Origin of the sequence: Exiguobacterium sp. SH3S3 (assembly GCF_004337115.1) — a bacterium.
GTDB classification, from domain to species: Bacteria; Bacillota; Bacilli; order Exiguobacteriales; family Exiguobacteriaceae; genus Exiguobacterium; species Exiguobacterium aurantiacum_A.
The window spans coordinates 136,769-150,050 of sequence record NZ_SJUU01000006.1 but is presented as its reverse complement, the minus strand read 5'-3'; the positions used below and the strand labels follow the sequence as shown (position 1 = coordinate 150,050).

The following is a 13,282-nucleotide window of genomic DNA, read 5'->3' as shown; positions in this document are numbered from 1 at the left end:
CCCGGGCGTCTTGACTGGTTTTTTTATAGGATTGGACTCAACAGACGCGACACGCTCTCTTTGAAGCGGATCCATTTCGTCCGTGTCTCATAACGTTCGAGCGTCAACAGCTCAGCACACGATTTGTCGCGGTCAAACGCGTCGATGACGGACCGGGCGACAGCCTCATCATAGACGAGGGCCGAAATCTCGAAGTTGAGGTGGAAGCTGCGGGCGTCGATGTTCGTCGTCCCGATCGAAGCGACCTCGCCGTCGATGACGAGCGTCTTCGCGTGCAGGAAACCGCCCTCGTACGTATACACCTCGGCCCCGTACCGGACGAGTTCGGCCGCATTGGCGTATGTCGCCCAGTAGACAAACATGTGGTCCGGTTTGTTCGGGATCATCAGTTGAATCTTCGTCCCTGACATGAGCGCGATCCGGCAGGCGTCAAGGAAACTCGCGTCCGGGATGAAGTATGGTGTCTGAATGTAGATCGTCTCTTTCGCTTCCCCGATCATCTTGACGAGCATATTCTTTAAATGCTCCGTCGTCGAGTTCGGACCGGACGTGACGATCTGGACGGGTGACTTGAACGCCTCGAGGGTCTTGCTTGGCCAAATGAACTCTTCTTTCAACGCTTTTCGTTTCGTCGGGACGGAACGGTTCCAATCGAGCAAGAACCGTTCAAGCAACTCTTGGACCGCCTCCCCGTTCATCCGCAGATGGACGTCACGCCAATAGCCGAAATGCTGGTTCGTCCCCATATACTCGTCGCCGACGTTGAAGCCGCCGATATAGCCGATGTCGCCGTCGATGACACACAGTTTGCGGTGATTGCGATTGTTGACGCGGAAGTTGATGCCGAGGCTCGACGGGAAGAACGACTTGACCTCGCCTCCGCTTTCGATCAGCTCTTTGAAATGTTTACGTCTCAGCCCTCTCGAGCCGACGGCGTCATAGAGCAACCGGACCCGGACACCGGCTTGGGCCCGGTTGGTCAGCGCCGCGATCAACGCCTGGCCGAGCGAATCGTTCTGGATGATGTAGTATTGGATATTGATTTCTTGTTTGGCCGCCTCGATATCGTCGAACAAGGCCGCGAACTTCTGTTTCCCGTCATGGATGACTTGGATGTCGTTATGATACGTGACGAGCGCGTTTGTCGACGACAGGTTCAACCTGGCGAGACGCCGGTATTTTGCTAACAGCGGGTCTTGCTTGAAGATCAGCTGGTTCCCATCCAACTCATCGAGCTGTTGTTGGACGTGCAACGCATACTCACTACGCCGCTCTTCGTCGACTTGATAGAAGTTGTTCGACTTGATCAAACGACCGAAGAAGATATAGATGAAGAAGCCGATGAGCGGCAAAAAGAAGAGGACGAGCAGCCAGGCCCATGTCGAGCCGATGTCGCGCCGTTCAAAGAAGATGATCGTGATGGCGAACGTCATGTTCAAGATGACGAGCAGGATGCCGAACACGCTGATGATGATTTCTGTCGTGAGCATCAGGTTCTCCCCCCTTTTACGATTTGGTACATACCCCGGTTTTTCTGACCAGACAAGACCTGATACATCTAGTTTGCCTGATTTCGAAGGAGAAAGGTATACGAGCTTGCAGGTTTGAGTGAATAGAACGCAAAAAAACACCGCGCCTGCGGTGTTTTTGGGGTCGATCGATTAGTTTAAGACTTTGATTGTGATTGATTTACGACCGAAGTTGAGCGCTTGCTGTTGTGTCGGCATCAAGAGGTCAATTTTGTTCCCTTTGATTGCGCCGCCAGTGTCTCCAGCGATTGCTTCGCCGTAGCCTTCAACCCATACTTTAGAGCCGAGCGGGATGACTGAAGGGTCAACCGCGATGACTTTTTGGTTCGGGTTCGAACGAACGTCGATACCTGTTGCCGTGATACCAGAGCAACCTGCACAATATGGCGTGTACGCCGTTGCTTCAACTGTCATCGTCTTACCCGAAGCCGGAGCTTGAGTTTGCGTTGTAGACGTAGACTGTTTTGTCACCGGTGCAGACGTTGATGCTTTTGGTTTAGCTGTTGGTGCACTGTTCGCAACCGATGCTGCTTTGGCACCTTTCACAGCGAATTGTTGACCAGGGAAAATGAGATCTGATTTAAGACCGTTCCATGTCATCAATTGATTGACAGAGACACCGTTGTTTGTCGCGATCCGATACAACGTGTCGCCTGATTTAACTGTGTAAGTGTTTGAAGAAGCTGTCGCTTTTGCTTCCGACTTCGCGAGCTTCAACACTTGGTTAGGATAAATCATATTCGAGTTTAAGCTATTTGCTTGTTTGATGTCGTTCACAGATACACCGTTGTTCACGGCGATACGGTACAAAGTATCTCCAGACTGAACCGTGTGTGTTGATGCTGCCGAAGCTGGAGCAGCGACTCCTAAACTAAGGCCAGCGAGTGCCGTTAGTGTCAATAGTGGTTTTTTCATAAGAATATTCCTCCCTTTTCTAACGCTCCCTTACTGTAACACCTCTATATTTCACTGCCGTTACAGGCTGATATGAGAGTGATATCAGTTCAGTTACAGAAGCTTTCAGGGAGATGAGAGGAGTCTGAATTCTTACAATCTAGATAAAAATGGCTTTGTTGAGCCGTTTTCAGCTATACTGATAAGGTGAGAAAGGAGGTTTTAGTCTTTGGAACTATTACTGCTGTATTACATTGTGACTAATTTACTAGCGTTTATGTCATTTTTCCTCGATAAACGACGTGCAAAATCCGGGGCTTGGCGTATTTCGGAACAAACGTTGCTCATTCTCGTCTGGATCGGGGGAGCGTTTGGGGCTTATGTCGCGATGCGCCTCTTCCGTCACAAGACGTTGAAGCCGAAGTTTCGGATCGGGGTCCCGGTCGCGATTCTCGTTCACGCCGGGATCACGTCACTTTTCATCTTCTGAGTGGAGCTGGCTATCTTTTCTGCTCCATTATATAGAAGAAACGTGATAAGACGTCTCGTGACAATAGAGATATAAATGTCGGATTAATCATGAATTCATCTGGTTCAAGACTGTCAGCCCGGTGTAATCCCGAAACAAATGTTCAAATATTGAGGTGGGATGAAGATGTTGGAACAAAGTTCACTTCAGATCGTGGAATCGACAACAGGCGCGGTCATGACAGCTATGATCCACGTGACCGATCACTTCCACGCCTTTATAGTGAGGGCAGGTCGCGTCGACTTGATGGTCAACGGGGACCGTCATAGTCTTCGCACCGGGTCGGGCCTTTTGTTGGCGCCGGGGCAACTGTATCAAGTCGTTTCGTCCGAAGAAGCGACTCGGTTCGTCGACGTCCGTGTCGATCCATACGACTTATTCGCACCGTTGCTTGCCGAAAGGTTCGTCACGCCGTTCATGACGGGGGCGACGTTGCCCCTAAAACTCCTCACGCCGACCGAGCGCGCGGAGAAGGCCGTGTTAGATACGATCGACAAGGTATCCCGAAGTTTACATGGCGACTCATCGTTCGCCCTCTTAGATGCCACGCTCCAGATGGCGGTCGTCTGGCGTTACTGGATTCAACAGACAAACGAGCAAACGAGACTCGTCGGTCAAGACCGGATGAAGGCGATGCTCGCTTATATCCATGAACATGTGACGGAGCGCGTGACGCTCGAACAGATTGCCGAGGCCGGTGGCTTGAGCCGGGCGGAATGTTGCCGCTATTTCACGAAGTGGACGGGCAAGAGTCCGCTCGCCTATGCGTGCGACGTCCGCATGGAAGTGGCGGCGCATCAGTTACAAGAGACGACGGAGTCGGTCGCCGCAATAGCGAGTCACTACGGCTACACGAGCGTCAGTCACTTCGTCCAGACGTTCAAGAAAGTACATAAGGTCACCCCGCTCGTCTACCGCAAGGGCAAGAAGACCAAGTGAAGAGGAAATGAAAACAGGAGTCTGGCCGCCGAGTTTCGATGGCTAGACTCCTTCTTTTTGCGTTCTCGATGGACGAGAGACGATGTCATTCCTCATGCACGACCGACACGATGACATTTCCAACTTTCTGGCCGGCGTCCACATAGCGGTGCGCTGCGACGATTTCCTCCATCGGATAAATCGAATCGATGACGGCCTTCAGGTCTCCGGCTTCAAACATCTGATTCAACAGGGTCAGATCCTCTTTCCGTTCGCTTGCTACTCCCTGTCCGGCAACCGAACTGAACCGGCCTTTTTCCCCGACATGTTTACGAGCCATCCGCTTATCGATTTTTCCTGCCGCGTCAAACACAGCGTCGTACGTTGTCAGTTCGCTGTCATAGCCCTCTTTTGTATAATCGATGACTACGTCTGCGCCAAGGCTTTTGACCAATTCGAAGTTTCGTTCCCGACAGACGGCTGTCACGTGAGCACCGAAATGTTTGGCGATCTGTACCGCGATGGAACCGACCGCCCCGGAAGCTCCGTAAATCAATACGGACTTCGCCTGTTCGATGTTCACCTTACGCAAAAAATGAAGGGCTGTCGTTCCACCGAACGGAAGACTGGCTGCTTCTGCAAAGCTTGCGTGTTGAGGCATGAGCTCGACACATTTCGTCTCTTTGATGCATGCATATTCGGCATAGCCACCAAATCGCATCCCGGTCAGCGCATAGACACGATCTCCCACCTTGAAGTGTTGCACACGTCGCCCCGTCTCGACCACTTCACCTGCTAGGACGACACCTAAGACAGGCTGTCTCGGCGCTTTAAAGCCGACGACGACACGCATCGGCAACTTACCTGCTGCCGGTACATCTAACGCACGAAGCCGGCGGTCCCCGGATTGAACGGCTGATGCGTGTACTCTAATCAGCAGTTCGGTTGCTTTCGGCACAGGCTTTTTAATTTCCTGAAGCTGTAACACTTCCGGCGGGCCATATGCGGTACAAATCACTGCTCTCATCGTGTACCTCCTCACAAGTCGCTTGTCTTTTAGCGGGCGGTCCAACCACCGTCTGCTTTCAAGACGTCCCCGTTGACGAAGCTCGAGTCACTTGAAGCGAGGAACAGCGCGGCGCTTGCGATTTGGTCCGGTTCGCCAATCGGTGCTTCTCCTGCCGCTTGAATGGCGCGCATCCCGAGATCGCTCGGCGCCGTGATCGTCGCCCCGATGTTCGTATTGACCCCGCCTGGTGCGATGGCGTTGGCCCGAATCTTGCCGAACGTGCCATACGTCGCGGCAATGTTTTTCGTGAGACCGATGAGCGCGTGTTTTGATGCGACGTACGCGGCACCGCCTCGTGTCCCGAACAAGCCGCCGACCGAGGCGATATTGATGATGACCCCACCCGACTCCTGTTTCTCCATCACGTTGATGGCGGCCCGGGCGATCTTCATCGGACCGGTCAAGTTGACGGCGATGACACGGTCCCATACGTCGTCGGTCACTTCACCGACCGTCATGAAGTTGTCCATGATGCCGGCGTTGTTCACTAAAATATCGAGTGAGCCGAACTGCCCCGTCGCCGTCGCGACCATGTTGTCGATGTCCGCTTGCTTCGTCACGTTCGCGGCGATACCGACCGCTTCCCCGCCGGACGACTTGATCTCACTTGCGACCGCCTCGACCGTATCCCCGTTCATATCGACGGCGACGATGCGAGCACCTTCCGCGGCGTATAGCTTGGCGATGGCCCGCCCCATGCCAGAACCGGCACCGGTCACGAGCGCTGTCTTGCCTGATAGTTTCACACAGCATTCCTCCTTGGCTAAGTAGAAGACGACACAGCAAAACGACAAGTGCGGACTGGACACGTGTCAGTAGTCTATACCCGAATTTGAAGCGACCTGCATGCTGTTGATGGAAGAATGTTCTTCTTTTCGTACGATATCTCCTTTACAATGAAAGGAATACATATATTGGGATTTGAGGAAGGGTTGATGACTTGGGACGATATGATGCGGAAGTGATCGGGAGCGGGAGCGGTCCTCCGCTGTTGTTCCTACCGGCCGGGGGGTTCTCAAGAAACGAGGGACTGACGCTCGCCGAGGCGCTTGACGACGATTTCGAGGTCCATCTGCTCGATCTGCCAGGGTTCGGTCGCTGCGAAGGACTCAAAGGGAGAGTCACTTCTTTGGAATTAGCGGATTGGGTGAACGGCTATATCGTGGAAGCAGGACTCGGCCTTGTCCATGTGAGCGGTCACTCGCTCGGGGGCGCGGTCGCCCTCGCGTTTGCCGCCCATTACCCTGAAAAGCTGGAACGGCTCGTCTTGCTCGACGCCGGACATAAGCCGTTCCCGCGAGTCCCACTGCAAGAATATGGTGCGTTCGGGCTCGTCGTCCCGCTCTTGAACGTGATCTACCGCATGCTTGGGCCGACAGCCGTCCGGAAAATCGAGGCGAGATTCATAACGGACAAAGCGGCAGAATCGATTTCAGAGGAACAGTTCAAAGCGTTCTGCACGCAGACGGGGTCACCTGAGCGGGACGAAGTACGCCGGGCCTTGGATGCTCCTGCCAAACTAGGTCCCGGTGGAATGAACTTACTGTTCGGCTACTATAACTTGGACATGAGCCAGCTCATGAGGATGCTCCGCGTACCGACGCTTCTCGTCTACGCTGACTTTATCGGCGTGGACACGAAAGAAGCTGAATTGACGAAGTCTGCCGTTGCGAGTCTTCAGCAAGACCGACTTCCGGTCACCTTTCAGTCCGTTCCTGGAGGTCACTTCGTTCATTGGAGTCCGGAGTTCCCGTTCGAGCGGGTGCGTCAGTTTTTACAGTCTAAAAAAGTGAGTAGATTCGCATGAAGCAGAATCAACAGGTTGTGCTCATGATCGTCGTTGTGTTGCTACTTTCTGCCGGGATTGCCTGGCAAGTGGAATCAACCGGGCAACCCGAATTATCAGCGACGGCGGAACCCGTCCTGGTCCATCAGGTCGCTGACCCCGAGATGACGCTCCGTTTCTTCACAGAACGCTACCCGACAGACGAGCTAAGCGATGAACTGTTCATTGAAGGCATCGGCTTAGAGATCACCATCGATGATCACGTCGAGTCGATCACGTCCCGCTCGCTGTCAGAAGACGGCCTCACCTGGTCGGTCGACGGACGGACGTGCGGGGATGAGCTGGACTGCGCTCCGTTCGATATCCTTTACGGGATGAATCATGGGACGACAACACGTGTCGTCGTCGAGTTGAACGGGGATCGCTTCGAGCCGGAACTATTGAGCACGAAAGCTGGGAATGACGTCTGGTTCATCCTCGTCGACCAAATCGAATCGATTGACGCCATCACCGGTTACGATGCTGCGGGAGACGTATCATACCGCTTCAATAACTAAATAAGAGATGGAGGACGACTGTCCCCTCATCTCTTAGCGTTCACAGGCAATCCCATCATTATCGCGATCTTTCGATTCGTTCGCTTTGTACAGCGAACTGTTGGCATACGGCTTGTATTTCGTCTTGCCGCCTTTGTTTTTGATGGTCTTGTTTTTCGCGACACCACCCTTGTAGGTTTTGTTGAGCTCGGTACAGTTTTTAAACTTTTTGGCAGCGGCATCAGCCGGATTTGCAGGAGCAAGGCTCAGCGTAAACAAAGCGAGACAGGCCACAGTTGCACGAAGCAGTTTCTTCATTCTTATTTCCTCCAAATTAGCAGACGATACGTCTAGCAGTTTTCATCATTATACGGTTGATTACGAGCAATATACCTCTTTTGGAAATGTCATGACGGAAGAAAGGAAGTATTACATTATGGACTTATTCATATTGATGCAAGAGCGCGCAGTACCTCTGCTCGTGCTCACATTTTTCTTGGTAATGAATCTTGCATTCCTAATAGGGGTTTGGAAGAAACGGATCAACTTCTCAAAACTTTTTTTGCTGTTCGCCAGCTCACTCGCTGTGGTTCTCATGATTTCATCCGTCATGCTCATCACATTTACGTTATTCGTCGGCTATAATCAGTGACTTTTGCAAATTCCTATTGCCGCAACATCTGTAGAAGGAATAAACCCACCTCTTTTTTTTTGAAAGAGGTGGGTTTATTCATGGAAAATTATTTTGTCGCTTCGTATTCCAACGCTTCCCCGTTCGTCTCGATGACGTGCTTATACCAATCGAACGAGTCTTTCTTCATCCGCTCCATCGAGCCGTTGCCTTCATTATCACGGTCGACGTAAATCATGCCATACCGCTTCTTCATCTCGCCCGTCGTGAACGAGACGATGTCGATGATGCCCCACGGCGTGTAGCCGATCAAGTCGACGCCGTCATAAACGACCGCTTGTTTGAGCTGCTCGATGTGGGCCTTCAAGTAATCGATGCGGGCCGCGTCGTGAATCTTTCCGTCGATGATCTCATCGACGGCGCCAAAACCGTTCTCGACGATAAAGAGCGGGATCTGATAGCGGTCGTACAACCGGTTCAGCACGTAGCGAAGACCGACCGGATCGATCGCCCAACCCCAGTCGCTCGACTTGATATATGGGTTCTCGACACCGTTCGGCAGACCGCCGTTGACGATGTCGCCGCTGTTGTCGGCGACGACGTCGCTCTTCACGGTCGTCGACATGTAGTAGCTGAAACCGAGGTAGTCGACAGTCCCGTTCTTCAAGATGTCGTCGTCCCCGTCCAGGAACGGGATGTTGTAGCCTTCACGCTCGAACTCGTTCAAAGCGTAGCTCGGATAGAACCCGCGTACTTGCACGTCCGGGAAGAAGTAGCGCTGGCGCATCATCTCCTCGGCGAGCATGACGTCGTCCGGGTTCGACGAATACGGATAGATCGGTACGTGCGATACCATCGCCCCGATCTCGAAGTCCGGATTGATCACTTTCCCTTTCGCGACGGCGAGCGCGCTCGCGATCAACTCATGGTGACCCGTCTGATACATGACCTCACGGGCGTTCTCGCCTTCCTCGACGATGACGCCTGAGTTCGTCCAGAGGAAGAGCGGGTTGTTGACGTCCATCTTGTTGTTGATCTCGTTGAACGTCATCCAATATTTGACCTTGTCTTTGTAACGGTCGAAACAGACCTCGGCGAAGCGGACGAAATGGTCGACGACGGCCCGGTTGCGGAATCCGCCGTACTCACGGGCGAGGTGGAGCGGCATCTCGAAGTGTGACAACGTGATGATCGGCTCGATGCCGTGCTTCAACAGCTCATCGAACAAGTCATCGTAAAACTTGAGCCCGGCCTCGTTCGGTTCGGCGTCGTCACCGTTCGGGAAGATGCGGCTCCAGCCGATCGACGTCCGGAGACACTTCAAACCCATCTCGGCGAACAAGGCGACGTCTTCTTTATAGCGGTGGTAGAAGTCGATTGCCTCATGGTTCGGATAAAACTCGTCCGGCTCGACCTTGTCCGTGATCCGGCGTGCGACGCCATGGGCGCCTGCTGTCAAGACGTCGACGACGCTCGGGCCTTTGCCGTCGGCGTCCCAGCCGCCTTCAAATTGATGGGCGGCGAGGGCGCCACCCCATAGAAAATCTTTCGGTAATGTCTTCATGTTTATTCCTCCTTATTGATGAACAATCGTGAGCAGCGGCTTCGTTGTGTCTGTCTCATCGCTTGGTTGAACGAGTACATCGGCGTAAGTCGAGCTATTCGTCACGATGACTGGTGTGATACTTGATAAGTTATGGGCGGCGATCATGTCGCGATCGAACGTCATCAATACATCGCCCGCTTTGAAGCTGTCCCCATCTTTGACGTGGACAGTGAACGGTTTCCCGTCAAGTGTCACTGTGTCGAGCCCGACGTGAATCAAGAGCTCGATCCCTGAGTTCGAACGCAGTCCAATCGCATGTTTTGTCGGTGCGACCATGACGACCGTCCCATCGAATGGCGCCACAATGTTATTCCCGTTTGGTTCTACGGCGTAACCTTTCCCCATTGCCCCAGAGCCGAACACGTCGTCCGGGACATCACTCAAGGCGATGACTTTCCCTGATAGCGGTGACGTAATCGTTTCTTCTTGGACGACCGTCGCGCTCGCTTCCGCTGTCGCTGGCGTCGCCAATTCTTCATTTGCCTGTTTGGCAGTGTCTTCCCCGAAGCCGAAGATTTGAATCAAGACGACCGGGAGGATGATGGCAATCGCCGTCCCGATCAACAGTCCCCAAATCGATGTCGGCACGTCTTCACTGATTCCGTTCACAAGCGTGAGTGGGCCCGGGAGTCCGGCGTAGGCGAAGTAATAAGGATTGAAGAAACTTGCGACGATGGCACCGACCGCACCCGAGATACATCCGAAGATGAACGGTTTCTTGAAGCGTAGCGTCACCCCGTAGATGGCGGGCTCGGTGATACCGAACAGTCCAGTGATCCCGGCCGACACTCCGACTTTTTTAATTTCTTGGCTCTTCGCTTTCAAAATGACACCGAGAACGGCGCCGACTTGGGCGATGACGGCGATCGTCTGATAGGCTTGGAACGAGTCACGGCCGTATAAGTCGAAGTTGGCGAGCACCATCGGCGTCACACCCCAATGGACCCCGAAGATGACGACGACTTGCCAAAGTCCCCCGATGATGGCGCCAGCGAGCAACGGCGCGTTTTCAGCTAGGAAGTTATAGCCGTTGGCGATCCCGACCGCACCCATCGTCGTGATTGGTCCGATGACGAGGATCGTGAGCGGCACCATGAGCACTAAACTGAAGAACGGCACAAATAGAGGACGAATGACCTCGTTCATATGCCGGTTCAAGAACCGCTCGACGTACGACAAGATCCAGACGAGGAAGAGCGGTGGCAAGACGGAAGACGTGTACGTCGTACCGGACAAGGCAATCCCAAGGAAGCTGATCGCCTCCCCTGACGTGATGCGTGCCGCCATCTCGGCCCATGTCGGACTGACCAAGGCCGCACTTGCCGCGACGGAAATGAACGTGTTCGTCTTGAAATGTTTCGATGCCGTGATGGCGATAAAGATCGGTAAGAACGTGAACGGTGCCCATGAGATGAAGCTGAACACTTCGTATGTCCCCGTCTCGGCGAAACCTTCGAACAACAATGTCGTTAAAATGAGTACCCCTTGCAAAATCCCGGCTGCCGCTAAAATATAGATGAACGGCGCGAACACCGCGGACATCGTCGCGATGATCCGGTTGAGTATCGTTCCTTTTTGGTCCGCCTCTGTTTCAGTGCCTTCGATTTTCACGAGCTGCGCGAACTCCTCGAACACTTCTCCGACGTGCTGACCGATGACGACTTGGAACTGTCCGCCCGTCTCGACGACCGTGATGACACCTGGCATCGCCATGACACGCTCTTTCGCCTGCGGGTTTGACCGCTTCAAGACGAGACGAAGCCGTGTCGCACACCGGGCTGCGTTGATGATGTTGTCTTCCCCGCCGACAGCCTCCAAGATGTCCTTGGCGAGTTTTGAATAATCCCGAACTTTACTCAAGTGAATACCCTCCTTTTTTCATAACGCTTACATTTTGTACACCCTTACTATAATTGTACCGGTACAATTAATCAATAGCGATACAATAAAAAAGTTTGTGAACGTTTAGCAAACATGTGTGTGGTATAATGAAGGCAACATTTTCAAGTAGATGAGGGATGAACGTGCTAAAATACCAACAGATTGCAGCAGAGATCGAACAGTACATCAATCAACATGATTTGAAACAAGGCGATAAACTGCCCGTGCTCGAACAGTTGATGAGCCAATATGCCGTCAGTAAGAGCACGGTGACGAAAGCGCTCGAACTGCTCGAACGGCGTGGGGTAGTCTTCCAACTTCGCGGGAGCGGCATCTTCGTCCGGCGTCATAACCGCCCGGGCTACATGAGCCTGTTCTCGACGCAAGGGTTCAAGAGCAATCTCGGCGACCGCATCTTGACGTCGGACGTGCTCGACGTCTCGGTCACAAAACCTGACGAGACAGTTGCGCAGAACCTCGGGATCGACGTGACGGACGACGTCTATCACGTCGAACGGGTCCGCTTCGTCGATGGCGAGGTGCTTTGTCACGAGGAGTCGTATTACGTGAAGCAAATCGTCCCGTATTTGAACCGGGAGATCGTTGCCGACTCGATCTTCGACTACGTCCAGAGCGCGCTCAGCGTCACGATCGGCTTCTCCGACATGTACATGCAGGTCGGTCGGTTGAACGCGACGGAAGCCGGATACCTCGGCTTGCAGGCGGACGACCCGACGCTTCGCATCGAGACGATCTTTCATCTCACGAACGGGAAGCCGTTCGACTACTCCCGTATCACCTATCATTACGAGCACTCGCAGTTCGTCGTTCAGGCGAACGGGCCGTACATGTGAAAACACCGCTCCTACGCATTGGCGTAAGGGCGGTGTTTTTGTATAACCGTAATCTATTTGGACTGTACTTGAGTCAGGTGTCGATACGCATCGACTGAATACGAATCAATCTTACACGTCTCATTTATATGAGTATGTATCTCCGTTTTGGTAGGGAAACTGTATGGGCTGAATACGATATCACATGAGGCCTGGGCGATGTGATGCAATAGCTGTTCGACAACTACATACACTTCAGCCAAGTGTTCCGGACTCAATCGGACGTCCGGGGTGACGAGATAACTGACATGAATCACGTTTTCTTTTGATTCAAAAATAGAAGCCTCATGTTCAGAAAACCACGGATAATCGGTGAGATCACTCCGCCTTCTCTCATCTTTGATGATGAGGAATGCGTCACTCTCGTCGAGTTGCACTCGCCAAACTTCACTATCGATTGATTTGAATTCTCTAAGTATGTTCAAGTCAACTCTCCCCAGACGGATTTTCGAGATACATTCCGATATTCAAGAGCTGTTCTTTCAGGTGCTGAAGATTTATATTCGTATGAATCCCCATCAAATAATCGTATCCGATAAACACTTCAAACGGTTCATCTTTATGATGCGATTCATTCCCAACGAGTTGCGCATAAAGCTCTTCTCGCAACATCAAGCGAATCATATGTTCGATTCTCCACCCAGTCAGCACAGTTCCTTTCTTTACCCGTTTATACAAATCTCTCGTTTTTGCAGTATAAACGATTTCCGAAAGGTCAGGCCGTTGAATTTCATGACGTGAAAGTCGACCTCGCTTCTCAATATAAGACACTCTTAGGGAAATCACATTGCAATGCTTCATGATCCACTTGACCGAGGTCACATAGGCATCTTCAACTCTCATGTACTCTTCAAAGTGAAGCGTGATGCCTTCAAACGACTTTCCGATATCAGAAATGGCTGTCCATTCATCCTTTTTGTATCCATAGGGCTCGTCTCGAAAAGCGGGATTGTATTTGGTTATTCTATATCGATACATTACTTCACCTGATTTCTGTATGTTCTCTTACT

General features: G+C 52.5%; 13 protein-coding genes. 5 read left to right on the top strand and 8 right to left on the bottom strand.

Annotated features, from left to right (window positions below):
* Nucleotides 1-23 precede the first annotated feature (23 nt).
* Both cls and EVJ28_RS07745 read right to left on the bottom strand, forming a co-directional pair.
* A complete protein-coding gene (cls, locus tag EVJ28_RS07750) occupies nucleotides 24-1,490 on the bottom strand; it encodes a cardiolipin synthase (protein ID WP_131469311.1) in 1,467 nt (488 codons plus the stop codon).
* Between the two features lie 171 nt (nucleotides 1,491-1,661).
* Nucleotides 1,662-2,444 carry a LysM peptidoglycan-binding and 3D domain-containing protein gene (locus EVJ28_RS07745; protein ID WP_131464994.1) on the bottom strand — a complete coding sequence of 261 codons (783 nt, stop codon included), beginning with the start codon at nucleotides 2,442-2,444 and terminating at the stop codon, nucleotides 1,662-1,664.
* Between the two features lie 208 nt (nucleotides 2,445-2,652).
* Between EVJ28_RS07745 and EVJ28_RS07740 the strand changes: the two genes are divergently transcribed.
* Both EVJ28_RS07740 and EVJ28_RS07735 read left to right on the top strand, forming a co-directional pair.
* On the top strand, nucleotides 2,653-2,913 hold the full coding sequence (locus EVJ28_RS07740; RefSeq protein WP_071397523.1) for a DUF1294 domain-containing protein: 261 nt from the start codon (nucleotides 2,653-2,655) through the stop codon (nucleotides 2,911-2,913).
* A gap of 165 nt (nucleotides 2,914-3,078) precedes the next feature.
* Entirely contained in the window at nucleotides 3,079-3,891 is an 813-nt protein-coding gene (locus EVJ28_RS07735) for a helix-turn-helix domain-containing protein (RefSeq protein ID WP_161566966.1), read from the top strand.
* Between the two features lie 85 nt (nucleotides 3,892-3,976).
* Here EVJ28_RS07735 and EVJ28_RS07730 read toward each other — a convergent pair whose 3' ends face one another.
* Both EVJ28_RS07730 and EVJ28_RS07725 read right to left on the bottom strand, forming a co-directional pair.
* On the bottom strand, nucleotides 3,977-4,897 hold the full coding sequence (locus tag EVJ28_RS07730) for an NAD(P)-dependent alcohol dehydrogenase (RefSeq protein ID WP_131488582.1): 921 nt from the start codon (nucleotides 4,895-4,897) through the stop codon (nucleotides 3,977-3,979).
* Nucleotides 4,898-4,926: 29 nt separating this feature from the next.
* A complete protein-coding gene (locus EVJ28_RS07725) occupies nucleotides 4,927-5,685 on the bottom strand; it encodes a glucose 1-dehydrogenase (RefSeq protein WP_131442822.1) in 759 nt (252 codons plus the stop codon).
* Nucleotides 5,686-5,879: 194 nt separating this feature from the next.
* Between EVJ28_RS07725 and EVJ28_RS07720 the strand changes: the two genes are divergently transcribed.
* Nucleotides 5,880-6,746, top strand: a complete 867-nt coding sequence (locus EVJ28_RS07720) for an alpha/beta fold hydrolase (protein WP_131488580.1) — start codon at nucleotides 5,880-5,882, stop codon at nucleotides 6,744-6,746.
* Nucleotides 6,743-7,282 carry a hypothetical protein gene (locus EVJ28_RS07715; RefSeq protein WP_131488578.1) on the top strand — a complete coding sequence of 180 codons (540 nt, stop codon included), beginning with the start codon at nucleotides 6,743-6,745 and terminating at the stop codon, nucleotides 7,280-7,282. Before EVJ28_RS07720 ends, EVJ28_RS07715 begins: the two co-directional genes overlap by 4 nt.
* 33 nt (nucleotides 7,283-7,315) lie before the next feature.
* On the opposite strand, the gene EVJ28_RS07710 is transcribed toward EVJ28_RS07715, so the two are convergent.
* From EVJ28_RS07710 to EVJ28_RS07700, 3 genes are all read right to left on the bottom strand, one after another.
* The gene (locus tag EVJ28_RS07710) at nucleotides 7,316-7,579 is read right to left on the bottom strand and encodes an excalibur calcium-binding domain-containing protein (RefSeq protein ID WP_131488576.1); all 264 of its coding nucleotides are present in this window, start codon (nucleotides 7,577-7,579) and stop codon (nucleotides 7,316-7,318) included.
* A gap of 422 nt (nucleotides 7,580-8,001) precedes the next feature.
* Nucleotides 8,002-9,456 (bottom strand): 6-phospho-beta-glucosidase BglA, encoded by a 1,455-nt coding sequence (bglA, locus tag EVJ28_RS07705; protein ID WP_131488574.1) that lies wholly within the window; start codon nucleotides 9,454-9,456, stop codon nucleotides 8,002-8,004.
* 12 nt (nucleotides 9,457-9,468) lie between these two features.
* Nucleotides 9,469-11,358 (bottom strand): beta-glucoside-specific PTS transporter subunit IIABC, encoded by a 1,890-nt coding sequence (locus tag EVJ28_RS07700; RefSeq protein WP_131488572.1) that lies wholly within the window; start codon nucleotides 11,356-11,358, stop codon nucleotides 9,469-9,471.
* Nucleotides 11,359-11,522: 164 nt separating this feature from the next.
* Here EVJ28_RS07700 and EVJ28_RS07695 point away from each other — a divergent pair, with 164 nt between their 5' ends.
* Nucleotides 11,523-12,233 (top strand): GntR family transcriptional regulator, encoded by a 711-nt coding sequence (locus EVJ28_RS07695; RefSeq protein WP_201738408.1) that lies wholly within the window; start codon nucleotides 11,523-11,525, stop codon nucleotides 12,231-12,233.
* A gap of 465 nt (nucleotides 12,234-12,698) precedes the next feature.
* Here EVJ28_RS07695 and EVJ28_RS07690 read toward each other — a convergent pair whose 3' ends face one another.
* Nucleotides 12,699-13,250: a hypothetical protein gene (locus EVJ28_RS07690; protein WP_131488568.1), complete on the bottom strand. Its 552-nt coding sequence runs from the start codon at nucleotides 13,248-13,250 to the stop codon at nucleotides 12,699-12,701.
* Nucleotides 13,251-13,282 lie beyond the last annotated feature (32 nt).